Source organism: Candidatus Zixiibacteriota bacterium, from assembly GCA_036480375.1.
GTDB lineage: Bacteria > Zixibacteria > MSB-5A5 > GN15 > JAAZOE01 > JAZGGI01.
The window spans coordinates 86,399-111,761 of the sequence record JAZGGI010000026.1; the positions used below are offsets into that span (position 1 = coordinate 86,399).

Annotated in this window: 22 protein-coding genes; 13 read left to right on the forward strand and 9 right to left on the reverse strand. The window is 45.4% G+C overall.

Features of this window, described 5'->3' with window-relative positions:
* Positions 1-269: 269 nt before the first annotated feature.
* Positions 270-1,700, reverse strand: coding sequence for a hypothetical protein (locus V3V99_07680; GenBank protein ID MEE9442532.1), 1,431 nt, complete (start codon positions 1,698-1,700; stop codon positions 270-272).
* Positions 1,663-3,414 carry an NFACT RNA binding domain-containing protein gene (locus tag V3V99_07685; protein ID MEE9442533.1) on the reverse strand — a complete coding sequence of 584 codons (1,752 nt, stop codon included), beginning with the start codon at positions 3,412-3,414 and terminating at the stop codon, positions 1,663-1,665. The genes V3V99_07680 and V3V99_07685 overlap by 38 nt, the downstream gene beginning before the upstream one ends.
* On the opposite strand from V3V99_07685, the gene V3V99_07690 reads away from it, so the two are divergent.
* A complete protein-coding gene (locus V3V99_07690) occupies positions 3,380-4,438 on the forward strand; it encodes a tetratricopeptide repeat protein (GenBank protein ID MEE9442534.1) in 1,059 nt (352 codons plus the stop codon). The genes V3V99_07685 and V3V99_07690 overlap by 35 nt on opposite strands.
* Before the next feature lie 42 nt (positions 4,439-4,480).
* On the opposite strand, the gene lepA is transcribed toward V3V99_07690, so the two are convergent.
* On the reverse strand, positions 4,481-6,283 hold the full coding sequence (gene lepA / locus V3V99_07695) for a translation elongation factor 4 (protein ID MEE9442535.1): 1,803 nt from the start codon (positions 6,281-6,283) through the stop codon (positions 4,481-4,483).
* Between the two features lie 164 nt (positions 6,284-6,447).
* Here lepA and V3V99_07700 point away from each other — a divergent pair, with 164 nt between their 5' ends.
* Genes V3V99_07700 through V3V99_07715 form a run of 4 tightly spaced genes read left to right on the forward strand, consistent with a single transcriptional unit; the run spans position 6,448 to position 9,443 of the window.
* Positions 6,448-8,472 carry a peptidylprolyl isomerase gene (locus V3V99_07700; GenBank protein MEE9442536.1) on the forward strand — a complete coding sequence of 675 codons (2,025 nt, stop codon included), beginning with the start codon at positions 6,448-6,450 and terminating at the stop codon, positions 8,470-8,472.
* Positions 8,469-8,699, forward strand: a complete 231-nt coding sequence (locus V3V99_07705) for a hypothetical protein (protein ID MEE9442537.1) — start codon at positions 8,469-8,471, stop codon at positions 8,697-8,699. The genes V3V99_07700 and V3V99_07705 overlap by 4 nt, the downstream gene beginning before the upstream one ends.
* Entirely contained in the window at positions 8,689-9,171 is a 483-nt protein-coding gene (locus tag V3V99_07710) for an adenosine-specific kinase (protein MEE9442538.1), read from the forward strand. Before V3V99_07705 ends, V3V99_07710 begins: the two co-directional genes overlap by 11 nt.
* 44 nt (positions 9,172-9,215) lie before the next feature.
* Positions 9,216-9,443 carry a hypothetical protein gene (locus tag V3V99_07715; GenBank protein ID MEE9442539.1) on the forward strand — a complete coding sequence of 76 codons (228 nt, stop codon included), beginning with the start codon at positions 9,216-9,218 and terminating at the stop codon, positions 9,441-9,443.
* Between the two features lie 71 nt (positions 9,444-9,514).
* Here V3V99_07715 and V3V99_07720 read toward each other — a convergent pair whose 3' ends face one another.
* Positions 9,515-10,051: a hypothetical protein gene (locus V3V99_07720; protein ID MEE9442540.1), complete on the reverse strand. Its 537-nt coding sequence runs from the start codon at positions 10,049-10,051 to the stop codon at positions 9,515-9,517.
* A gap of 280 nt (positions 10,052-10,331) precedes the next feature.
* Between V3V99_07720 and V3V99_07725 the strand changes: the two genes are divergently transcribed.
* The 5 genes from V3V99_07725 (at position 10,332) to V3V99_07745 (ending at position 17,180) form a co-directional block, all read left to right on the forward strand.
* A complete protein-coding gene (locus tag V3V99_07725) occupies positions 10,332-10,781 on the forward strand; it encodes an RDD family protein (protein MEE9442541.1) in 450 nt (149 codons plus the stop codon).
* Between the two features lie 444 nt (positions 10,782-11,225).
* Positions 11,226-13,028 (forward strand): ABC transporter ATP-binding protein, encoded by a 1,803-nt coding sequence (locus V3V99_07730; protein ID MEE9442542.1) that lies wholly within the window; start codon positions 11,226-11,228, stop codon positions 13,026-13,028.
* Positions 13,022-14,836 (forward strand): ABC transporter ATP-binding protein, encoded by a 1,815-nt coding sequence (locus tag V3V99_07735; protein ID MEE9442543.1) that lies wholly within the window; start codon positions 13,022-13,024, stop codon positions 14,834-14,836. Before V3V99_07730 ends, V3V99_07735 begins: the two co-directional genes overlap by 7 nt.
* Before the next feature lie 234 nt (positions 14,837-15,070).
* A complete protein-coding gene (locus tag V3V99_07740) occupies positions 15,071-15,838 on the forward strand; it encodes a GNAT family N-acetyltransferase (GenBank protein MEE9442544.1) in 768 nt (255 codons plus the stop codon).
* Positions 15,839-15,911: 73 nt separating this feature from the next.
* Positions 15,912-17,180 carry an asparagine synthetase B gene (locus V3V99_07745; GenBank protein ID MEE9442545.1) on the forward strand — a complete coding sequence of 423 codons (1,269 nt, stop codon included), beginning with the start codon at positions 15,912-15,914 and terminating at the stop codon, positions 17,178-17,180.
* A gap of 6 nt (positions 17,181-17,186) precedes the next feature.
* Here V3V99_07745 and V3V99_07750 read toward each other — a convergent pair whose 3' ends face one another.
* The 5 genes from V3V99_07750 to V3V99_07770 all read right to left on the reverse strand — a co-directional run bounded on the left by V3V99_07750 (position 17,187) and on the right by V3V99_07770 (position 22,281).
* Positions 17,187-18,056 (reverse strand): sugar nucleotide-binding protein, encoded by an 870-nt coding sequence (locus tag V3V99_07750; protein ID MEE9442546.1) that lies wholly within the window; start codon positions 18,054-18,056, stop codon positions 17,187-17,189.
* Between the two features lie 20 nt (positions 18,057-18,076).
* Positions 18,077-19,111, reverse strand: coding sequence for a dTDP-glucose 4,6-dehydratase (locus V3V99_07755; GenBank protein MEE9442547.1), 1,035 nt, complete (start codon positions 19,109-19,111; stop codon positions 18,077-18,079).
* On the reverse strand, positions 19,108-19,572 hold the full coding sequence (locus V3V99_07760; protein ID MEE9442548.1) for a dTDP-4-dehydrorhamnose 3,5-epimerase family protein: 465 nt from the start codon (positions 19,570-19,572) through the stop codon (positions 19,108-19,110). Before V3V99_07760 ends, V3V99_07755 begins: the two co-directional genes overlap by 4 nt.
* Positions 19,569-20,321 carry a sugar phosphate nucleotidyltransferase gene (locus V3V99_07765; GenBank protein MEE9442549.1) on the reverse strand — a complete coding sequence of 251 codons (753 nt, stop codon included), beginning with the start codon at positions 20,319-20,321 and terminating at the stop codon, positions 19,569-19,571. Before V3V99_07765 ends, V3V99_07760 begins: the two co-directional genes overlap by 4 nt.
* A 142-nt stretch (positions 20,322-20,463) precedes the next feature.
* Positions 20,464-22,281 (reverse strand): penicillin-binding protein activator, encoded by a 1,818-nt coding sequence (locus tag V3V99_07770; protein ID MEE9442550.1) that lies wholly within the window; start codon positions 22,279-22,281, stop codon positions 20,464-20,466.
* 165 nt (positions 22,282-22,446) lie between these two features.
* On the opposite strand from V3V99_07770, the gene V3V99_07775 reads away from it, so the two are divergent.
* From V3V99_07775 to V3V99_07785, 3 genes are all read left to right on the forward strand, one after another.
* Complete coding sequence (locus tag V3V99_07775; GenBank protein MEE9442551.1) at positions 22,447-23,040, forward strand: hypothetical protein; 594 nt, start codon at positions 22,447-22,449, stop codon at positions 23,038-23,040.
* Positions 23,041-23,144: 104 nt separating this feature from the next.
* On the forward strand, positions 23,145-23,981 hold the full coding sequence (locus V3V99_07780; protein MEE9442552.1) for a DUF116 domain-containing protein: 837 nt from the start codon (positions 23,145-23,147) through the stop codon (positions 23,979-23,981).
* A gap of 127 nt (positions 23,982-24,108) precedes the next feature.
* Positions 24,109-25,278 (forward strand): DUF4062 domain-containing protein, encoded by a 1,170-nt coding sequence (locus V3V99_07785; protein ID MEE9442553.1) that lies wholly within the window; start codon positions 24,109-24,111, stop codon positions 25,276-25,278.
* Positions 25,279-25,363 lie beyond the last annotated feature (85 nt).

Genomic DNA, 25,363 nt, shown 5'->3' on the forward strand with positions numbered 1-25,363 from the left:
ACGTTTCATCGGCTGCATTAATTATACCATAATTATATGATAATGGCAACAAGGATTAATGAAATTATCTCGGTGCAGGTGCACCGCACGGGAAACCGTCGGGTCACCGCTTCGCTAAAGACCCGACGGAATATTGTAATAGGGAACAGGTGTGGACACCTGTCCCCCACCAATGTGTTCATTTACGACAACTCGAGAGTTGTCGCTACACGTAATATTTGGATGGAGCCCGTTGGGCTCCATCCCTGCTGCCGGATTAACGAATCAACTTATCTGACACGATACAGATTATATACAATTTTCGACGAGGATATGAACCATTCGATTACTTCATATCGTTCGGAAAATAGATCATCATTCAAAAAGCCTGAGATTTCACTCTGGGGTGAGGCGACGACCCAGTCGGGATTATAATCGAGAATAAACTCAAGGTACCTGCCATCACGGTTGTACGGTACTGCCTGAGGCGAAATCAGGCCGTCCCGATCGAGAATTTTCTTTTGTGAAAAGTAACCGATATAGCCGATGTCCTCCGCGGCAATAACATCATTCGCTCCGGCGTGAAATTTAAGATATTTTCCGATTGATTTATGAATCTCTTTGTGCGTCGTTTGCTGATTTTTGAAACTTATCAAAGGGGCATAATTGGCATAAAGAAGTGTCGCAACCGTAAGGGATGCAACTATCATCACCGATGGTCCGGAGTTATTTTTGGCCCATTCGATCTTTCCGAATAAATACGGAATCGCGGCGGACGCGATAAGAATATAAACCGGATAAATCGGCGCGATATACCAGAGGAAGAGATGCGTTTTACCGGTCGAATAAAAAAGAATCATGGCGGCTATCCAGATTATTTCAAGCAAACCGAATCGTCGCCTGTAATACAGCCAATGCGCTCCGGTTAACGCGATTATGAACATTGCTATACCAAAGAGATTATGCCATCCCATAAGGAAGACGATGCTATTCCAAAATGACATTGTCCCGAAGCGGCTGTATAAAGCCAGTTTGGCGGGGATTGAATGAGGTATGATGGAGCCGAAATAGACTTGCGAAAATATCAACCACGCCGCAACGGGCAGAAGTGATACAAACGATAGCTTTAATGTTCTTGAAGCATCAGTAAAAATATTTCGTCCAAATATAATCGCGAAAAGTAATATTCCTTCTGGCCGTGTCATGATAGCCAGCCCGGATAAAAGCAAGGCCGCCTGCAACATGTTTTTTCTCTGATAATAAAAAGCTGCAATAACGAGCAATGCGAAAAGCGGCGTTTCCATCCCGCCGATATCGGTCGATAATATCCGGGGAAAGAGAATATAAATCACAACCGGCAGGATTGAATATTTTTCAAAAGATAGCAAAATGGCGAACCGATATATGATAGCCGCCGTCAACCCGGTACAAAATAGAGAAATAAAAAGGGCTCCGATAATCGGCTTGATTCCAATCAGTGATAACAGGGAAAGAATAAGAGTAAAAAGCGGGGTCGATGTACCCATGACCTTTTCACCGACATTGTAAACGAATCCCAAGCCGTTGGCAATGTTGTCGGCATAGCGAAAAGTGATAAAGGCATCATCGGCGGTATAGCCGGTATAAATATACCAGAATATCCGGACGGCTACGGCTATCAGGAAAATCAGATAAGTCACGCGCCTATCTTTCGCGTTTTTGTAATTCCCGGGGTTCGACAAGAATCGTTGTCTCCCGTTCGATCGTAACCAGTCCCGATTTGGCTCGACGCGGTTTGCGGACGTATTTTTTCAAAGTATAACTGACCGGAACTTTGGCCGAATTGCGGGCTTTACTGGCCCAGGCAGTGGCCGCGGCCGCTTCTTCCAGCTCCCTTTTTGACGGCTCGAATTTTTTATGCGGATATTTCAGGACAACGTGCGAGCTGGGGCATTGCGAGGTATGAAACCACATTTCATATGGGCGGGCGTATTCAAAAGTGGTGCGGTCGTTATCGCTCCCGGTTTTGCCGACTAAAACAGTCAGACCGGTTGAGGTTTGATATTCCTTATATGGTTTTCTAAGAGTCGCCGATTTCTCTTTGGTGACCGCGTTCGATGGAAGAAGTTCGGGATAATAATTACAGGCCCGCTCAAAATCATTTTCAAATATATCGAGCGCTTTTTCGAGGGCGTCTATTTCCTCAATAGTGTTTTCCTTCCGGCGGGTCATCAGGCTCAAGCCTTCCTTGCCTTTTCTGAAACGGCGAGAGTAAGCTTCGATGTTTTCCGGGCCGGTTAGTTTCGAATCGAGGGAAATTTCAACCGGTCGATTGTTATCGTAAAGATTTTCGACGGTGATGCTGTCGAGCCCGCGATGAAGTTTATTGATATTGATTTTGAGCAAATCGGCAAACTGCAAGTATTTTTCATACTGAGCCGCCTCTTTAATATCCGATTCCAGCCTGCCCAATAATCGCTTTGATTTTTTTAATCTGGTTTTAACCGCCTTGAGAGTCAATTCACTGAATCGGGATTCTTCGTTTTCAGACTTGGATTCATGAATACATTTTATCTGGGCGACAGATAGGCTCGGGAATTTTTCTTCAGGTTCGTATTTGGTTATTTTGAATGGGTAATATTGATACTTGCCCTTTATGCGATAAACGTAAATGGGAGAGTCCGGTTTATTGTAAAAGTCCAATATCGATTCGATCGCGCGGAGGATCATATCGGGTGAATCGCCTGATTTGAGCGCAGTCAATGCTATCAGATAATCGAAGCCGTATATATTTTTCTCAAGTAACCGGACTGGGTCGGTTCCCGGATTATCCGTCAACAGTTTTTCGATTATATCCCGGTTCAATGTGAACGGATCTTTCTTGGGCGGAAGCGGAGGAATTTGATACGGTTTACCTGTATCAAATTTTTTCCGGCGAAGCGAGGCGATGGGGATTTTGCTATCATCGAGGAACCATAAATTCCCATTGGGACCGAGAATTTCAAAAATTAGATGCCGGAATAGATTGCCTTTAGTAACTTCAAATTCTACAATACGGTCGTTGGGAATTTGCCTGATCGAATTTATTTTCGAATCCCAGATTTCATGGGCGAAGGGACGGTATTTTTCAGATGTATTGAGCTTTGATTTCCCGGCGGGCAAAATATAAAAGCCGCTTTCGTCGGGATGATAAGACAGGGTGACGCAATATTTCTTTGCCGCCTGAATATATACCTGGACCGCTCGTTCTTTGCGGTAGAATTCTATTGAGGATATTATTCCGCCTTCAATATAATCCGATGACTCGGCCAATATCCTCGTAATATCAAGAGAAGACAACATAGCCGAATATATAAAATCTTTAATAACGTTGGAACAAAATAGCGTAAAAACCGATATTATTATTGAGGTACCTTGATTGATGACCAGACCGATGCAAAAATACTTACCTTTCATATTGATAATTCTTTTTGGCTTTTATCTTCATGCCCCTGAAGCTTATGCCGATCGCTCTGCAGGGGACCGGGCGTTATTGGTGAAGGTCGTGGCCGACCAGAGTTTCGCTCAGCAAAAACTCTGGCAACAAAAAGCCCGAAAAATCCTGACGGGGTCTTCGGATATGATTTCTGATTTGCTCGGAGTACGTATCGGTATTGTCGATTTTGAAGTCTGGGAGCATGAACCGATTAATGACATTACGGTCCTGACGACGCGGATGATAAATGAAATCGATCGCGGGCGGGCTGATATCCTGGTCGGATTTTGCCTCGAAACGGATCATGATAAAATTAAAGGGCTCCGAAAAGATGGCCTGACTATCGCTTATCGCGGGTTTATGATTCAAACGGTGCCCGGGGGAGCCAATAATAATAAGTATTTGCCGATTGTCATCGTCCATGAAATGATTCATGCTTTCGGCGGTGTTCATGTCTATGACGGGACTTTGATGTCGCCGATTTTTGAAAATGAAATTAAGGTAGCGCTCGATCCGTTAAATGAGGCGATTATAAAAATTACGCGAGATATTGATTTCAAAAAGGGCTATTTGTCACTATCAAAGAATGATTTGGAAAAACTGGCTCGTTTATACAAACGGGCGACCCAAACCGGTAATCAGGAAATACCCACATATCTTGAATTGGGAACGATTTATAGTGAGTTGGAAAATTTTAAAGAAGCGATCAGGGCTTTCCGCCAAGCGGTTCGGCAGGACCAGTCGCTCGCCTATGGCTGGGAACGAATCGGCGATTGCTACCGCATGCAGGGAGATATTGAAAAAGCTATAATCACTTTCGAAGACGCTCTCAGCAAGATTAAGGAAAAAGGCATTTTTTACAGCAAGTTGGCGGTTTTACATTTTAATTCCAAAAATTTCGAAAAATCCTATAATAGCGCGGTAAATGCCGAGAGTTACGGAGCCGAGATTGATCCCCGAATGTGGGAAGAATTTGAGCGGCTGGGTATATCACAAAGACGATAAATTTTTTCTCCCCCATGATTTAATAAAATTCAACCCCAAAAATTAATTTCTTTCAATTTTGAGAGCGGCTAAAAAGGCTTCCTGCGGGATTTCGACCGAGCCAATCTGCTTCATCCGTTTTTTGCCTTCTTTTTGTCTTTCAAGGAGTTTGCGCTTGCGAGTAATATCGCCTCCGTAACATTTGGCCGTGACGTTTTTGCGCAAGGCCCGGACGGTAGCGCGAGCGATAATGTGGTTGCCAACAGACGCCTGAATAACAACTTCAAACATTTGCCGGGGAATCAAAGTTTGCAGTTTTTCACATAACGCCCGGCCGTAATGGAAAGCCCGCTCTCGATGGATAATGACCGATAAGGCGTCAACCGGATCGTTGTTTACTAAGATATCGAGTTTCACCAGATTGGAGATACGATAATATGGAAGAGAATAATCAAGGGACGCATACCCGCGAGTGGCGGATTTCAATTTATCATGAAAATCAAAAATTATCTCGGCGAGAGGGAATGAAAACGAGAGGTTGGCGCGGGTCGTGCTCAGATATTCGGTAGTTTTATATTCGCCCCGGCGATCGGTGGCCAGTTTCATTATATTGCCTATGTAATCCGGAGGAGCAATAATCTGGCTGTCAACGTACGGCTCTTCGATCCGTTCGATTTCTCCGGGCGGAGGTAACTGGGATGGCGAATCAACAATTACTTTGTCGCCGGTTTTTGTAAAGACATGATATTCCACATTGGGGACGGTATTAATTATATGCCGGTCGTATTCGCGGGCCAGGCGTTCGGTGATAATTTCCATGTGAAGCAGGCCGAGAAAGCCGCATCGGAATCCAAAACCGAGCGCGACTGACGTTTCCGGGACAAAATCAAGCGAGGCATCATTGAGTTTCAACTTCTCCAGAGCTTCGCGAAGCTGAGTATAATCCTCGGCAACGGCTGGGTACAAGCCCGCAAATACCATCGGTTTGATTTCGACGAAATCGGGCAAAGGTTTTTCAGCCGGGTTTTTGGCATCGGTAATAGTATCCCCGACTTTAGTGTCGGCTACGTTCTTAATACCGGCAAAGAAATACCCAACCTGACCGGTTTCCAGAATGCCGGTGGGGAAATATTTCAGGCGTCGAAAACCGACTTCGTCGATTTCAAACTGCTTGCCGTGAGAGAAAAAGCGAATCCGAGCCCCCTTCATCAGGGTCCCATCGATAACTTTTACATATCCGGCGGTGCCTTTATAAGAATCATAAACAGAATCGAAAATCATAGCCCGTAGAGGCGCGTCGGGATCGCCCTGGGGCGGTGGGATTTGGGCGACAATAGTTTCCAAAAGGTCATCGATTCCGATACCCTGCTTGGCGCTGCAGGCCAATATTTCGTCGCGCGTACAACCAAGCATATCAATTATCTCGGCGGCCACCTCTTCGGTTCGAGCCGACGGTAAATCTATTTTATTTATTACCGGAATAATCGTCAGGTCGTTTACCAATGCCAGGTAGAGATTGGATACTGTTTGAGCCTCGATGCCCTGGGCGGCATCAACAATTAATAGAGCGCCTTCACAGGCGGACAATGACCGGGACACTTCGTAAGTAAAATCGACATGACCGGGAGTATCGATGAGGTTGAGATGATAGAGATTTCCGTCTTTGGCTCTGTATTCAAATCTGATCGCGTGGGATTTGATGGTAATGCCTCGTTCCCGCTCAAGCTCCATATCATCCAGAGTTTGATTGGTTAATTGCCGATCCCGCAAAGCCCCGGTTGATTCAAGCAGGCGGTCGGCCAGGGTCGATTTTCCATGATCGATATGAGCGATAATGGAAAAATTTCTAATACGAGTTTGATCCATCAATATTCCAAAAGAATTCCCAAATAAGGAGAGCCAATATATTATAAACCCTCTGATTTGTCATTGTTTTTCGAAATTATTATCGGCCGGAAACATCGATACTTTCTGGTTGATTGAGGCATCAGTCTTTTATTAATTAGTCTAAAGCAATATATGGAGGGCGAATGGGTAAGACAAATAATAGAATGATTTGGCTGCTGACGACGGTTTTTCCGGTATTTCTGGCGGCTCCCATTTTTATTTTCGTTTCATGTTCTGAACTGGAGCAGAAATATATTCGGCAGGATAAATTTTACAGAATTTCATTGATGGAAAATATCCGCGACGAAATCAGGATTCCCATCGAAAGCCTATATCTTAATGATCCCGATCCGGAAATCCGGGCACGCATGGCTCTGGCGCTGGGGCGAATCGGCGGGGGCGTGTATAATCAGAAATTTATTGAGCATTTGCCGGATAGCTCGAAAATAGCGGCCGAGGCCAAGTTTTTCGCCGCCGGTCTCATAGGCGATTCAACTTTCTTTGATCCGATATATAATCTAACCGCAAGCGGAACTCCGGCTCTGGAAGCTGCCGTGGAAGCCCTGGGACGGGTAGCGGATTCGATCAATTCGGAAAAGATCGCGGAGTTTTTGGATCATTCCGATACGATGGTTGTCTATCAGGCGATGCTGGCATTATATCGAGCCGGGCAATGGAATTTTTCCAACAGGATGGCTGAAATCGGTCTATCGAGCGACAATAGAAAAGTAAAGTACGGAGCCCTGTACGCCCTATCCCTCGGTGGCCGTACCGAAGCTCGGGAATTTTTCAAAGTCATGCTCTCCGACGCCGACCCCGAATACCGGATGCTCGCCTACGACGGGTTAGGGCGGTCGGGCGATACTTCTTCGGCTTCGCTTATCGCGACTGGTCTCAACGATGATGATCTCAGGGTAGCCGGGGCGGCGATGGGCGCCTTGCAGAGGATTGGAAATCCGGGCGTAAAATTTATTTACTCGAAGTTGCCCGATTTACAGGATGAAAAACTACTTGCCTTCGCTCTTGATATCCTCGGAGATTTCCCCGACGTTTCGGGTCAAAACAATCTGTCCGACGTGATAGAAAAAATTCTACGTGAGGATGGGCGGGAAAATATTCGGGCCTCAGCCGCAAAATCGCTTCTGAAAATCAAGGGCGCCGAGGCGCTATTTGCAATTGATAAAGAATTGGCAAACCCAACCACGCATCAGAAAAAAAGCATAGCCGAAGCGTTGGTTGAAATTCCCAAAGACGCCGCGGTCGCTCGCCTTGCAAAACTATTTAACGATGAAGTACCGTCGGTACGCTTTACTGCTCTGGCCAGCCTGGGTATGGTCGATTCATCCGGAGCGACCCATTATATCGAAACGGCATTGAAAGACATTGACTGGGCGGTCCAGTGGCAGGCGGTCGATATGGCGTCAAAACGCAAAATGGTACAATTTATCCGGCCTATTGCCGAGTTATTCTTGAATAATCGAGCGACTCTGGATATCAATCTTAAACAGGGCATCATCGAATGCTGGCAGGAGTATGACAATAATCCCGAATATGACAGTTTGATCATCGCGGTGCTTGAAGAAGGCAGCAATGACGAGTCGTATTTCATCAGAATCAAAGCCTCGGAAATACTACTTGACAAATACGAAATCGATCGCCGAGGCGGGATCGCGTCGTACAGTACTCTTCTTGAAAATAAAAACTACCGGCATTTCTATGAACGCTACGAGAATAATCCCAAAGCTGTGATCTCGACCTCTAAAGGTGATATAACAATTGAATTGCTGTATAAAGAGGCTCAGATGACGGTCAATAATTTCATTGAGTTGGCGGAGAAAGGATATTATGACAGCCTTGAGTTTCACCGGGTGGTACCCAATTTTGTTATTCAGGATGGCTGTCCCCGCCGCGACGGTTGGGGTGGACCGGGTTACCTGATACGTTGTGAGTATAATCGTCTGTCTTATAAGACAGGTATGTTCGGTATGGCTCGCGCCGGAAAAGATACCGGGGGATCGCAATATTTTATCACTCTATCGCCTCAGCCGCGTCTCGATTCACGCTATACTCTTTTTGGGCAGGTGGTATCGGGGATGGACATTGCTCAGCAGATTGTCCGGGGCGACCGTATCAACTCTGTACGGATAATTTACGACAGGGATGAATGATGAAAGTCATGCCAATTTTCGCATCGATGATATTGTGTTTGTCTGCTGTCATTGGGGCTCAGGATAAGGCTCTCGAGGATATCATCGACGGCATTTACCTGCGTGGCCGAGGCAAAGTGATGATTTTCATAAAATTCAATTTCGAGGTTGAGGAATTCTATTTCGATTACAAAATCAATACCGGTTTAACCGATAATATTTTTGGGGAGGCCAATAATGAAGACTAAAACTTATAAGATTCAAGTCGCTGCCGATGAGAATATGATTCTGGGGATGTCGCATTTTATCAAGACGGTTGAGGATATTTATGAAGTTATGATAAACAGCTCGCCGTCAATAAAATTTGGTATCGCTTTTTGCGAAGCTTCCGGTCCCTGCCTTATCCGCAGCGACGGCAATGATCCCGATTTAATCGAGCGGGCCGAAAAATATGCCCATGATATCGGCGCCGGACATAGTTTTATCATTCTGATGAAAGACGGCTTTCCGATTAACGTTCTTCCTTCTTTGAAAGATTGCCGCGAAGTCTGCCGGATATTCTGCGCCTCCGCCAATCCGGTCGAAGTAATTATTGCCGAGACCGAGCAGGGACGAGGGATTATTGGCGTCATTGACGGTTTCGCCCCCAAGGGTATTGAAAGCGACGAAGACAAAAAAGCACGGGTGGATTTCCTGCGAAAAATCGGCTATAAGCGCTAAAGAAACGCTGTAATTAAATAAGATGTACCGGGGAAAACAGGGCAATGCGGCGAATCTATGACCGGAACAAACAGCGGGCGGGAGCGAAACGGGCAATTGTGGCCGTCGGAGGAAACAAGGACTATACAGTAAGACAATTGCCTGAATTGAATCACATGTTACAAACCGCAGAAACAGGGAGTATCTCCGAATACAAAAAGATAGAAAAAACCATGTCGCCACTCGCTTTGGAAATCATATGTGACTGGATTCTGGAAAGAACGACGCCTTGATAGGATTACAACTAACCGATGGCTCATCCGAAAAATGCGAAGCTTTTTTGTGTGGGCTCCCACTTTCGCGATCAATCATACCTGCCATCATAGTCAGGAGGAAGAATTTCTTCCGGATCCGGCGGACTGAAACAGCGGTGCCATTTTTTAATGACCGCACCAATCGCGGATCCAATCAGTCCCCCGGTCAAAATACCGGTCAGTGTACCCACAAGAAAATTTACCGCGGCATCCCCAGGCATTAATCCGGCGGCACAATAACCTCCAATCAGGCCAACCTGAGTGCCGACAATACTTCCAATTAGCAGACCAGTCTTTGTTGCCCGTCCGCGTTTCCACATTATATCAATTGAACCAACCGGGACGGCTCGTTTGCCCAGCGAATCGATTAAAAACAGCGTGTCACCGATAAATTCCGAATATATCCCGGTAATCCTAACCTTATCGGTCAGTTGCACGCGAAGTAGTTTTTCAACGTCTAACTTTTTTATTACCTTATACAGAAGACTGTCTTTCGCTGATAACTGATTGGAATCTTGTGCAAATGACATTGAGAACGAAAGAAGCACAATTCCAAATAACGATATTGAAAGAATTTTAAACTTCATATTGCCCTCCCCGACAAAAAAATCTATTAGAAGTAACACTCTTTAGGTAAGTCCCAACGCGCTTATTTAATGATATGATATCTAAATAAAAATCGCAACAGTATACTTTAATACAAGATCATAGCAATTTGCTTCCTGAGCAAAATCTGAGCAATTTCATGTGGATTTGCGGTTCAATATCACCGATTTATTTGAATAGCTAACAGCCTCTTATTTCTCGCCGAACTATTAATATAGTCTAAAATACTGTTGAACTTGAACTTCAGGCAAGGAGAGTAACATGACCCAAATGCCTCCACCAACCATGCCACCTCCGGCAATGGCTCCCCCGATGTCAATCAAAGCCGAGGCGCCGTTAGCGGGACGAGGAACGCGGCTTCTGGCGGCCATCGTCGATTCGGCCTGCGCCATCGTGATATATCTGGCCTCGATCTTATTCGATTCGCCAGCGATTTTGTTTTTGGGGCTGGCGGGGTTTGCCGTCTATCAAATTTATCTTTTAACAATGCTGGGACAAACCATCGGTAAAAAAACCATGAACATCCGCATCGTCAAATTCGATACAGGCGAAAACGGCGGATTTGGAACTAACGTCGGAATGCGCGGTATCGTCAACGGACTTCTGGGACTTATCCCGTTCTATTCGTTGACCGATATATTTTTTATATTCCGCGATGACCGCCGATGTATTCATGATTTTATCGCCGGTACAAAAGTCGTCGAGGTTTAGCTGATACCTAAGTTGTCGAAGTTTGAGTTCAAGGAATTGACAAAATAAAAAAAAAGCTTGACTTTATCCGAAACAATTATAGATTGTTTTCGTTAACCAGGAAGTTAAACTTTATTTTGACTCGCAACCGAGGGAGTTTGATGTTCAAGTATCGCCAAAATTTTATGATCTCGGGCATTACGGGATAAAATCCCAAGAGGAGTACATCGACTAATATGACCAAACAACTTATATATAGGCGTGTATTCCCGGGTAATCCCGGGCGGTGGTCCTGCGGTTGCGGAGGTTTCCTTATAAGACCATAAGTATCTATATACAGGTAAATCTTTGACCCGCCGGATCACATTAACAGGTCCGGCGGGTTTTTTTGTGATTCAAAGACTCCGTTCGGACTGGTAGTGCATATTTAACGCCGGGTCGAAGCGGCAAAAACGGAGTAGAAACATGAATTCGGCATATTTCGAAGATGAAAAATATGAAGATGTAAGCTCGCGCAAAGCTTTCGGACGGCTGTTGCCGCTTTTGAAGCCGCATATTAAATGGCTGCTTATTTGTTTTGGACTTTTAGCCGTGGCCAAGGCTCTCTATGTTTACGCGCCGACCTTGATTCGTACGGCGATTGACGTCGATATAGCTAACGCCGATTACCGCGGCCTTTTGATAACGGTTGGTCTGTATACATTGCTTCAAGGTCTGTTTTTAATCGGCAACTATTTTTTCCGCATTCGCATGGAGATAATCGGCCAGAGGGTGATGACGCTTTTGCGTAAAGACCTTTTTGATCATATCCTGAAAATGGCCGTGTCGTTTTATGACCGTAACCCGGTCGGGCGGCTCATGGCCCGGGTCGAATCGGATACCGAGGCGTTGCGGCAGATGTTTACCAACACAGTCGTCAATATCATTGGGACGATTATACAGGTGATCGGGATATTTATTGTCCTGCTTCTTATCTCTCCCAATCTGGCGCTGATTGTGATGGCCTTTATCCCGATTATTGTCATTGCCCTGTATATCTATCAACGGCAGACGACCTCCAAATGGCTTTTGGTTCGCAAACGGATGGCCGACATTACCGCGACGCTAACCGAATTTCTGCAGGGTCTGCAGATTATTCAGATTTTCGATCGCATCAAAATGGTGCGGCAACGCATGTTTCAGGCCAGTATGAATAAGATGAGGCCCGATTTCCAGGCTAATATGTGGGTTATCGTCATGTTTAATTTCATATTCTTCATGGAAACGGCGATAATCGCGAGCGTTCTGTATTTCGGAGCCAAATGGGCCGGAGTGGGTTCGGTAACTATCGGAACGCTGGTGATGTTTATTGCCTATATCCGTCAATTGATGGAACCGGTTCACCTTGCCGCCGAGCAACTGGCCATGATTCAAAAAGCGGTCGCCGGCGCCAAGAGGATATTCGGACTGATGGATACTCATGAAATTGTTCCCGAATCGGTGCGCCCGGTATCATGGCCAAAGTTTCGCGAAGGGATCGTGTTTGAAAACGTGTGGTTTTCCTATACTAATGATGACAATTATGCCTTGAAAGACGCTTCGTTTACGATTCCGAGAGGAAAACAGTACGCCCTGGCCGGAGTAACCGGAGGCGGCAAATCGACCGTGATAAACCTGCTTTTAAGATTTTATGATCCGCAAAAAGGGCGGATTGTGATAGATGGAATTGATTTGCGGGATATCCCCAAAGATCAGTTGCGCGAGAAAATTGGATTGGTGCTTCAGGATATTTTCCTCTTTCCGGGCAACGTCGCTTCCAATGTATCGCTTTCGGTCAACGGGGCTGACCGCAACAAAGTAGTTGACGCCTGCAAAACGGTCGCGGCGCATCAGTTCATCGAGCGGATGCCGGAACAATATGAAACGGAATTATCCGAACGAGGCGGCAATCTGAGTCGCGGCGAACGGCAATTGTTATCATTCGCGCGGGCATTGATTGCCGATCCGCAGGTGTTGATTCTCGATGAGGCGACCAGTTCGGTTGATCCCGAAACGGAACGGCTGATTCAGCAAGGATTGACGACCCTGATGCGGGGACGAACATCGATTATCATCGCCCATCGGTTGTCAACGATCATTAACGTCGATAAAATTCTCGTCATCCGCGAGGGTGAAATTATAGAGAGGGGAAAACACGAGGAATTGCTTGAGAAGAACGGATATTATTCGAAGCTGTTCAAACTGCAATTCAAGCAACTCAACGGCAATGGAGTGAAAAAGGCATGTTAAAATACATAAAATGGTTCTGGCGTTATTACCGGCATCATAAGCGGACGCTTTTTGTGCTCCTGACATTCTCAGTTTTGTCAGGAATGCTGCTGGTCATTCAGCCGCTGCTTTTGAAAAATATATTCGACCTGCTTCAGTCGGGTGAATTAACGCGTGTAAATATGCCGTATGTGAATGAATTTATCGAGTATCTGGGCGGAAACAGCATCGCCAGCTACTCTTTGATTCTAATTGGATTTGCGTTAATCTGGTTTTTCGTCTATATCGTTTTAGTCGGGCATCGGGCGTATATGAACATCAGGTTGGAGCTGGAGTTTCGCCAAAAGGCATTTGAGGGCACGACTCTCAAGGGTCCGGATTTCTTCAATAAATTCAGCACCGGGGACTTGGTAACGAGGATGACCGATGACTGCGGTGAAGATAAACTGGCCTGGTTCGCCTGCAGCGGCATTTTCCGATTTTATGAATCGGTGGTTTTGATACTTTTCAGTCTGGTTATGATGATTTCGATTCATCCCACGCTGACGTTGTGGACGGCGACACCGCTGCCAATTCTGGTATTCATTTATATGAAAAGCTCGTCGGTGCTCGATAAACGTTTTGATTTTCTGCAAAAGAAAATCTCAGCGGTCAATAACGCTATGGAAGCTTGTTTTTCGGGTATTCGCGTTATCAAAGCGTATGTTCGTGAAAAAGACCAGCGTAAGAAATTCGGCGCTGTCGCTGACAATCGCCAGACAGCGGAGATATCAGCCGTCAGGGCGCATACCGTTATCGAATCATTGTGGATGTATATCTGGCAATTGGGCCTCATAATTATCCTCCTGGCCGGCGGATATTACGTGATCAACGGCAGCCTGACAATTGGCGAGTTTGTAGCCTTTGAATCGTTAATGCTGTTTATGATATATCCGATGTTCGATGTCGGAAATTTCCTTGTGCGCGGGTTGCGCGCCGCGGTTTCGATCAAGCGGTTGATTGAAATGGAAGAGTATCCCCCGATGATTGACGAAAATGAAGGCGCAAAGGCAGTCGAAAGAGAGAAAACATCCGGGCGCGTGATTTTCGAAAACGCGACGTTCAGATTTGACGGAATGGAGCGAGATATTGTTTCCGATTTAAACTTTACCGCCGAGCCAAGCCAGCGCGTGGCCCTGGTCGGAAAAGTCGGCTCCGGCAAAAGCTGGGCGGCGCGGCTGGTTCCGCGCCTGGTAAATCCGGTATCGGGAAAGATTACGCTCGATGGAATCGATTTGCGCAAGTATGATATTCACGATCTGCGCCGGATAGTCGGATACGTCCCGCAGGAACCGATTTTGTTTTCGGACACGATTGAAAACAACGTTCGTTTTGACCGGGACGATATAACCGATGCCACTATCGAGTGGGCTCTTGATGTCGCGCAACTCAAAGGCGAGATGGATAGTTTCCCCAAAGGGTTACAGACTCGCATCGGAGTTCGGGGAATGTCGATTTCGGGCGGTCAAAAACAGCGTCTGGCATTGGCTCGCGCATTGGCCGGAAAGCCGAAAATTTTGATACTTGATGATTGTACTTCGGCTCTTGATGCTGACACCGAAGCGATATTGTGGGATCGGCTTCATGAAGTTATGCCGGATTTGACCTGCTTTATTGTGACGCATCGTCCGGCAACTCTGGAGAAAGCCGATAAGATTATCGTTTTGGACGAAGGCCGCGTGGTCGAGGAAGGCGGGCATATTGACTTGATATTGAAAGAGGGTCTGTATTGCAGGCTGTATCATCGTATCATGCTGGCCGAAGCCGTCGGTGACAGCGCCGCGGCGTAAATGAAGCGGGAGGTCATGATTTTGAAATAATTAATTCATGGCCTGTTGCAACTATAAAGAGAGTCATTGCGAGAAGTTCCGCGAAAGCGGGAACGACATGGCAATCTTTGTAAACTTGCTCTGTCAGTTCCTGGCCCAACGCAGGAGGGGTGTGAACTGACAGAAGAGACAATTTTAACAGATCGCCACATCCCGCTAAGGCGGGATTCGCGATGACACAAATCAGCAAAGGGTATGAGGAAAATAAGCGAAAATAATTTCAAAATAGTAACCGCCGGTCAAGCTGATATTTTACGGGATGAAAATTATAAAATGGCACGCATGGTTTGGCATGATTTTATGCTCCACGACCCTGTCGCAAAATATTTCGACGATTTATTTTCCGAGCCCGAACTGATGAAATATCAGTTTGCACTGATCGAACCGGATTCAGATAAAATTATCGCGATGGGCAATTCTGTTCCTCTGTTATGGGAAGATAAAATCGAAAACCTGCCTGATGACGGCTGGGACTGGGCGCTTGCCAAAGGGATCGATGATTATAAGAATAAACGCACACCAAATCTACTTTGCGCGATACAAATCATGGTTCATCCCGATTATCATGGCCGGAAGCTGAGTTCCAAAGCTGTCATAGCGATGCGCGACATTGCCGGACAAAATGGATTGAACGGTCTTATAGCTCCTGTTCGTCCGACCCAAAAATGCGATTATCCTCTGATTCCGATTGAAAAATATATCAAGTGGACGAATGGCGAAAATTTGCCTTTTGATCCCTGGCTAAGAGTACACGCGAGATTGGGCGCGAAGATTATTAAATCCTGCTCGCAAGCGATGACGATTCCCGGAACTGTAGCCGAATGGGAAAAATGGACCGGGATGCGATTCCCCGAAAGCGGGCGATATACAATTCCCGGCGCCTTAGTTCCGGTCGATATCGATTGTGAAAACGATAAGGGCGTGTATATTGAACCGAATGTCTGGATGTATCATGAATTGTAGAAAGATGAATTATAACAATCAACTGTTTGGCCGATAAAACGTATAATGAATAAATTACAAGGCGCAAAAAACTATGAGAAATTTTCTTGTTATAAATTTACTGATTGCCGTTTTACTGCTTCCGGCGATATCGTCGGCAGAGATGCTTCTTATTCCGATGGATGAGGCGCAGAGCAATCATCTTAAGGCGTATGGCGTCGTCTTCAACTGCCTGACGCGCAATCAGCAGGCCGAGTGGATTCTCAATTACCGCTACGGCTCGTTTCTGATAAAAGACACCGACAACAATCGTGATTTATGCCTCATACGCGGGGTCCATTACGATGTCGTATCCAATTCGCAAGCCGCCGATATTTACCGGATTGTCGAAGCGGAAAATATGGAACGCGTTCTTCTCGAAAAAGAACCAAAAATAGTAGTGTACGCTCCTCCGAGCCATCAGCCGTGGGATGACGCCGTTCGGTTGGCTCTTGAATACGCCGAGATCGATTACGATCTGGTCTGGGATAAAGAAGTACTCGAAGGCCGCCTCGAGGATTACGACTGGCTTCATTTGCATCATGAGGATTTTTCCGGACAGTACGGCAAATTCTACGCCGCTTTCGGCCGCGAACTGTGGTATCAACAGGATGTCGCGGCCAACGAAGCGATGGCCCGGTCGCTGGGGTATAACAAAGTTTCAGAATGCAAAAAGGCGGTGGCACGAGAAATAAAGGAATACGTCCTGCGCGGAGGATTTTTGTTCGCCATGTGTTCGGCCGCCGAGACTCTCGATATGGCCCTGGCGGCTCATTCGACCGACATTGTTCCCTCCGAATTCGACGGTGATCCGCCCGATCCCGATTGCGTTTCGAAACTTGATTTTTCTGAAACGATAGCGTTCACCGATTTTATTCCCGATTTTAATCCGCTGGCCTATCGGCGTTCGAATATCGATACCTACCCGGCCCGCATCGAGCGATTTCTCATGCCCGATGATGATATCTTTTATCTGTTTGAGTTTTCAGCCAAGCTCGACCCGGTCCCGACGATGCTGGTGCAGAACCATATGCCCGTCGTCAACGGTTTTATGGGTCAGACGACAGCCTTGAAAAAATCTCTTTTGAAAAAATATGTAATTGTATTGGGGCAGCCTCTCGATTATGACGAAGTCCGCTACATCCACGGCAATCTCGGCAAAGGTACTTTTACTTTTTATTCCGGACATGACCCTGAAGACTATCAACATCGGATTGGCGATCCCCCGACCGACCTTTCGCTTCACAAATATTCGCCCGGTTACCGTTTGATTCTCAATAATATTCTCTTTCCTGCCGCTCGCAAAAAAGAGAGAAAGACGTGATAACAATCAATCGAAATAGCTAAGCATCAAATCACGCAGAGCGATTATTTCATCTTCCAGGGCTGGCATTTTTCTATTCAGAAACTCTTCGGTTTCGTCACATATCAGCCCGGCCAGAGGCGGCCTTGGAGCCGGACGCGGGATCGATAAAGTTTCGACCGAAGTAATCAGACCTTTATCAAATTTACAAATCTCAGCGATCTTCAACGCCAGCTCATAACGACTGACAAAATCAGCGCCGCCGATGTGATATATCCCGCTTGCCTCTTTTTCAACCAATCGCCCGATTAATTTTGCCGCGGTAAGAGTGGTAATCGGATTGGAGCTTTGATCGCTCGCGCCGTTTATTTTTTTACCTGCCTTCAGGCTATTATATACAAAAAGAAAAAAGTTCTGCCTGGCCGTAATGTCGATCATGGTGTTGGTTCGAATGATTAAATTATCGGTCCCCGCGGCTATGATCATCTCTTCAGCCCGGAGTTTATGCTCACCATAGATATTAATTGGATGAGGCCGGTCATTCGGTCGGGCTCGTTTCTCACCGGGAAAAACATAATCGGTTGATATATGCACGAATTTAGCCCGGGGAAAATACCGGAGCATTAATTCTATGGCGTCAACATTGATTCGTTGTGATACATCCGGTTCACGTTGACACCGATCAACGTCAGCTAAGGCCGCGGAATTTATAATTATATCGGGAGAAAATTCTCGTGATAGAAACTTGACATGTTCGGCATCGCCAAGGTCGCCGTAAAATATATCTTTATCGTTTTCGATTCCCGGATTGTTGTGATGATGGCTGATTACGCGACCTGCATCCAAAAATTCTTCGGCCAACCGACGGCCCAGAAGACCGCCGACACCTGTAATCATTATCTGGCATTCGGATAAATTCATGAATGATTTTTGTAGTGATTTTCAAAGAATTTATTTTCAACCGGGTGATCCTGAGATTTGGTCAAAATAATTTTCACCCATTTATCATTATCACAATACCAATTGACCGTTTCTTCCAGAGCTGTATCGAAATCAGCTTTGGGTGCCCATCCTAACTTCGATAATTTATCCCATTTGACGCTGTAACAAAAGTCATGACCCGGCCGGTCAGCGACATGGTTTATCAAACTCTCATCCGCACCCAGGATAGACAGCATCCGTTTTGACAATTCAAGATTTCTGGTATGATTACCGGCTCCGGCGTTATATATCTGCTCTTTTTCGCCCTTATTGAAAACTATCCAAATCGCCCGACAGAAGTCCTTAACGTATAGCCAGTCGCGCATCTGTTGTCCATCGCCGTAAAGAGGCATAGTTTTTCCGCTGAGGATGCGCCGGGTAAAAAACGGAATAAGTTTTTCCGGATACTGGCGGGGACCGAAATTATTCGTCCCCCGAATTATCGAGGCGTTAATGTCTTTGCTGTTGACCGCCGCCAAAACATACATATCCGCCGCCGCCTTTGAGGAAGCGTAATAATTACCCGGCCGCAGAGGAGCGCCTTCCCCGCACGGTTTATCCGGAGGCGCGGCTCCGTAAACTTCATCGGTCGATATCTGCAGGTATCGCCGGACTTTATAATTTTCAACCGCCCGGAGCAAATTCAATACTCCAGCGACGTTATTCTCGATAAAAAATTCCGGATGATAAAAGGCACGATCGACATGGGTCTGGGCCGCGACGTTAATCAAACCATCAAATCCGTTGGATAAAAGTTCATCAACCAATTTACAGTCGCATATCGACCCTTTGATAAAGCGATGCCGTTCGGATTCTACCCCCCCGGGGATATGTTCAAGGTTTATAATATGCCCCGCGTAATCAAGTTTATCCAGCGAAGTGATGTGAATATCGTCCGTATGGGATAAGATATATTCAACCAGGTGCGAGCCGATAAATCCGGCCGTGCCGGTGATGAGTAACTTTTTCATCCGACCTCCGGGTCCCAGTCGTAATCAATCAGATCGGTATCATGCGGCAATCGTATCTCATCCGGATTTTGATGATTATATGGTTCGGTCGGGCAATTTAGTATTAACGCCGGTTGAGGGCTTAATCCTTTTATGCCGTGATGGACATGAGGGGGAATAGTAATCAAAAGCCGGTTGTCATCCCCAAAAACAAATTCATTTATTTTTCCGTGAGTAGGACTATCTTCTCGCAAATCAGCCAGAACCAGTTTGACGGTACCCGACACGGCGCAGAAATTATCATACTGAATGGCATGACAATGCCATGCTTTGACGACTCCCGACCGAACCGAAGTAATATATACCTGACCGAATTTCTGAAAAACATCATCATCGCTGCGAAGAATTTCAAACAGCCAGCCGCGCTCGTCGATGTGAGTTACCAATTTTTTAATCTTGACACCGTCAATCAAATCAGTCATGGCGCGCCTTCTTTCGATTCGACTTCTTCTTCGATATCCTCGCCGCATATTCTACTGCGAACTTCGGCCAATGATTCATGCGTTCCAGCGTCGATCCACCAATCTTTGAGCATTTCATATCTCAATCGACCTTGCTCAAGATATGTATTCAATATGTTGGTTACTTCGTATTCGCCCCGTCCGGACGGTTTTACTTTGGAGGCGATGTCAAACAAATCTTTGGGGAAGAAATAAATTCCGGTTATGGCCCAGTGCGAATTGGGCGTTTTCGGTTTTTCCTCAATAGCCGTGATTTTACCATTTTCGATATGAGCGATTCCAAACGATTCGGGGGATTGTACTTCGGCCAATAATATCATCGCTTGTTCAGGATTTTCCTCAAATTTATCCCGATAGGCCCGAGCCGATCCCCCAATTATATTATCACCCAGGACAACCATGTAGGGGCCGATGCGCAGGTTGTGGGGCATCATCAATATCGATCCGGTAATCCCCGGCTTCTCGGTTTGCGGTACCATCGTTAACGGATTAAACTGGGTGCCAATCCCGACCGACATTGCCTTTTTAAAATCATTGAGGTGATGCGGATTGGTCACCAGGGTTATATCGTTTATACCCGCGGAAAGAAAAATCGACAATGAATAGTTAATCATCGGCCTTCCGCAGATATCGATCAGATGTTTATTGCAATTATCGGTCAGCGGCGCCAGCCTTACGCCTTTGCCGCCCGTTAATATAATTCCCTGCATAATTCTCGCTCATTTAGATAAAAGACTTGATAATATAGCAATACGAACCAAAAAATGAAAATGATAAATGGAAACGAAACGTTGTAATAATAAAGATTGATAGCTTCGGGGAAATAAAGTGTTCTGAATAATTTTATCGGGTTTAATATTCAAATCTGATGACTTCGGTTCCAATTGAATCGGGAGGAGGTTCAACACTTTCCGGTTCTTCGACGAGGGGCTTCTCAATCAATGGCTTGACCTGGCCGTCTTCGTATTTGAAAAGAGGTAGTTCCAGATTCGAGCGGCTTTTCCCAAATGTGATTTTTCCCGAAACGCCGTTGTAACCGTTTAAGGATTTAAGAAATTCGGCAATATCGCCGGGTGATTTTCGGTCTTGCAGGTAAGCTTCACCCAGAATCATCAAAGCATCATAACCAACCGCCGCCAGGCGATCCGGCTCGCCGCTGTATTTGGCATCGAATTTGGAAGAAAACTCATCATATCCGGGCGAGTCGCGCATCGCCATCGAACTGGAAAAAAACACGGCATTGCCCAGAGTCCGTTCTCCGAGTTTGAGCACTTTTTCAGTGTTCCATTCGTCGGTGCCCAGATACGATGTATTGAATCTGTAAAAATCGAGCTGGGGCAAAATCAAAAACAGCTGTTGTTCATTGGCTGGTATAAAAAGTCCATCAAGCTCCACCGCCATTTCTCCGGATCGCAGAGTATCTCCTTTAAGCGTAACGTAAAAAGTCGAATCATCAACCGGCCCCAGGATAGCTTCCTTGATATCCCGGATATACGGGCCAAAATCGGTTTCACTGGGTCGGAATCTCTCAAAGGCGAGAATGTTAGCGCCCAATCTTTGGGCTTCATCGGCGAACGCTTCAGCCATTGTCAACTCATCCAGAGACGCCGGAGATATTACGGCCAACGTCGTCATACCTCGATGCCGAACGGCGTATTGGGCCAATCCGCGGCCGATTGTTTTGATGTTTGCCGATAATTGAAAACATCCCGAAGATAATTCCGTAAAACCGGCCTGGGTCGCGGCCGGAACCAACAGCGGAATCCGTTTATTGTTCAAAACCGCAGCCGTGGTTGCCGCGACATTGGAAAGCAGTGGACCGACAATAATATCCGCGCCGCTTTCCCCGAGCGCAATTGCCTGGCGAGCAGCGGTAACGTTATCCGCCCGCGTATCATAAGCTAAAATTTCAACCGGAACACCCATGCTTCTCAGTTTTTCGGCCGCCAGTTTAGCGCCGTCGAGGAGAGCCTGCCCATAGCGGGCATAAGCGCCTGAGAGCGGCGTAAGCATTCCCGCGGTTATGCCGTCGGATGATCTATCACGAGGTTTTTCCGTTTCAAAGATATCATTGGGGCACCGTCCCAGAAGACTATCAATCTGTTCCCGGCTCCAGCGTCCTTTCATCAAAAAAGCCATTCGCGATTTTACGGAGCACTCCAAATCCCCCGGGATTATGGCCAGGACCGAATCGTGAGGGAAATAGCCGGCCTCAATTATTGCGTTTATTGACCGTTCGCTCAAGCGGCGAAGCTGATTTTCCGCCGCGGTTCGGTAGGCGGCGATATAGTTTCGGAAGGAATGCTCGATCCGGCCGGTCCTGTAATAGCAATTAGCCTTAAGATGATACGCATATGGAGACAGGTAAGAGTTGGGGAAAAGAGTATGAAAGCTGGCCAATATTTCGCCGGCCATTTTATAATCGCCCAGATGATAATAAGCCCTGGCCAGGCCATAATTATAAATATCCCGGTATTCTGAATTTTTGAAACCGACCACCAATTCATTATAGGCATCGATGGCGCCGGGATAATCTCTTTGCCTCATCAGCCTCTGGGCGCGCGAAAACAAAGACTGGGCTCGGGCAAATTCGTCAGGCAAAACCTGAGCAAAAACAAGATCACCTGTCAAAAGCAACACCGATATAAATATGAGCAACAACCGCTTCATGAGCGTTAATTTAGAGCCTGGCTTCAATTCGGAAAAGTAAAAAAATGCCGGAATCGTTATCGCGTTTTATTAATATTGCGTAAAATGGCATTAAAATTCATAAATTTTAAGCGCAATCCAGCCGATTTTTGTATAATGAGACTGAATATAACCATGGAGAAGCTTATGAAAATCAAGACGACCCTCGGCGTACTGTTTACCCTGACCGTTTTTGCGATTCTGCTCAGTGGTATTGCCCTTGCAGACAAAAAACAAACTAAACAAGATCCGGAACAAATTTCGGAATCTACGGAGATGTTAAATATGAATTGGCCCGAAGGCGGCCAATGGCACAGCGGCTTAAAAAAAACGTACGGGCTATCAATGATTGAGTTTTTCTATCCAAAGGATCAATCACAAAGTAATTGGACCGAAATGGGAAGCACCGAAATCAATCCAATCACCAAAGAAGTTCCCATCATTAGCACTGCCCGCTCAATATTTTTGGGCACCCAAAAAGCCAGCCCCGAAGCCACCTGGGACATTCTGGAACGAGGAACCAGCGAAAACGGCAACAAATACGTCTTATTTGAAATTATTTGCCCGGAATTCCGGACCAAAGAAGATCCGCAAATTCAGTATTGGAAGTTAATCGACGGAAAATTAAAATCCTATACCGTTCAGTATTCCTTCAAAGGAACTACAATCCCCGAAGATAAAAAGAAAGAAATTCTCGACGCCATCAAAAAGTCAAAATTAATAACGGCGAAAAAAATATAAAAATGTTTTTTGTTGCGCCGGGCTTGCGTACAGCCCGACGAATCGTTAGAATTATATAACTCACTAATCAATTACGGTTGGTGAGTTTTTATTTGGATAATTTTTTGGACATTAAACTTTACATTGAGTCGGCCTGCCGTGAACTCGCTGATTATGTGGCCGGGGTTGATGGTTTCGTGGCTTCACTGGGGCAACCGGGCAAATTTGAATCATCATCTCTACGCGCAAATAAACCGGAAGAGTATATTCGCAATGTCCTGGCCGTCAGCATCCTGACTTATCTCAACCGCGCGGAATTTCTGAAAACCGAAAAACGTATAATCGTCCTGCCTGATTGCTTGAAAAATTACAGCGACTGGGATTGTAGCAAAGAAACCGATGGCAATATCAGTTCGTGCACCCAATGCCATCCCGAATGTATTGTTTATGAAATCGAAGATTGGCTGGCCTGCGGCAATACCACAATAATTCTTGAACCGGAAGAGCTTGAAAAATATTTTGCCGTATTGAATAATGACAATAAAAATATCGGCGTGGTCGGTGTCGCCTGCCCCTTAACGTTGTTATCAGGTTTTCATTCGACATTGAAATATAAATTCCCAACCCAGGGAGTATTTCTCAATTATTCATCATGCGCTCATCACTGGGTCAAAGGCGGCATCAATACCGCTTTCAATATAAAGCGCCTGTCGTGGATCATGAACGAAAGCAACCCCGATATATCCGAAACCAATTTTATAGACGGCCCGACATATTCACTTATAAAAGAGCCGTTATCCCCGGATGATTTTTATGGCCGCATAGATAAATTATGTGAGAGATTTATATCCGAATATCTACCGCTTTTCAAAAAAGAATTTCCCAATTTAGATATTTTTGATTTATCACTCGAGATAAGCCGCGCCATCGTTCCTAATCTCATCACGCGGAATGAATCGTAGTAAATAACCATTTACCCCAAACAACATTGCTATTATTGAATAATCGTGCTATTATAAATCCCGCCGTTAATTCGTTTTTAAACCCAGCCAATGGGTGATTATAAAAAATAAAGGAGGAAAGCAAGGTATGAAATCTGCACCAACAGTAATGGTAAGCTCTACCTTTTATGACCTCAAACAAGTACGGACTGATCTACATGAATTCATAGTTGATGAACTTGGATATATACCGCTTCTTTCGGAATTACCTTCATTTCCAGTAAATCCTAATGACGATACGATTGAAAATTGTCGAAATCGCGTCAAAGAAAATGCGGATATTTTGATTTTGGTAATTGGGGGGCGGTATGGTTCTATAAATGATAAAACCGAGAAATCAATCACCAATCTTGAATACTTGGCTGCACTAAATAAGGGCATTCCAATATATGTATTTATTGAGAAAACCATATTGAATATACTTCCAATATGGAAAAAGAACCTATCCGGGGATTTTTCTAATGTTGTAGATACTGAAAAACTGTTCGAATTTGTTGACAGTATCTATAATAAAGAGAGGGTTTGGGTATTTCCTTTCGAAACAGCGCAAGATATTATTAAAAGCTTAAGAATTCAATTTGCCTACCTATTTAATGATTCGCTAAAAGTCCGTAATCGTCTTGGCGGAACTGAACTCCCGGAATATTTCCATAAATTGACGTCAAAATCACTGCAACTTGCGCTTGAAAAACCGGATGCATGGGAGTATCGTTTGTTTTTTCAATCGTTTATAGATGAAGTAGAAAAAAGGGGCGATTTATTCAGAGAATATAGCGCAAATCTGAAAATAGAAACCTCAGAATTTGTGAAGAGCGAAGAAGCAGTCGATTGGATGCAAACCCGTCTTCACGAGTTAAAAGGGATATCATCGTCGGCTGAAGGTTTAATTAATGAACATGTCCAAAAAGCATTTGGAAAACCTGGTGAGCCTGGCAATGAGGAAGGTATTCTATGGGTTTCGTCTATGCTTGGGAAAATTCTAGAGAAAACAATCAAGTGGGCAATGCGAATTAATTGTGCCCATGTTGAATCCCCGTTCGATAGCTTGGTTCCCAAATTGGCCAAATTTGTTGAAGATATGATACCAAGATTTATGATGTTTCCAAAAGAGAATCTCAATAAGCTAGAAACCGCATTGTCGGATGTCAGAAATGGAAATCCACAAGATATTGTGTTCAAATTGACTATGGATATTTCAAATGTTGATGAATTTAATAAGGCTGTGAAAAAGCTTGAAGCATATTTCAATTCAATATAGTTAATTCGCAAGTTGTATCAGTCAATAGGCAATGTTAGCTCGTGTATAGAAACTGAGCAGAAAGTAGGTCGGGTTCCGAATAAGC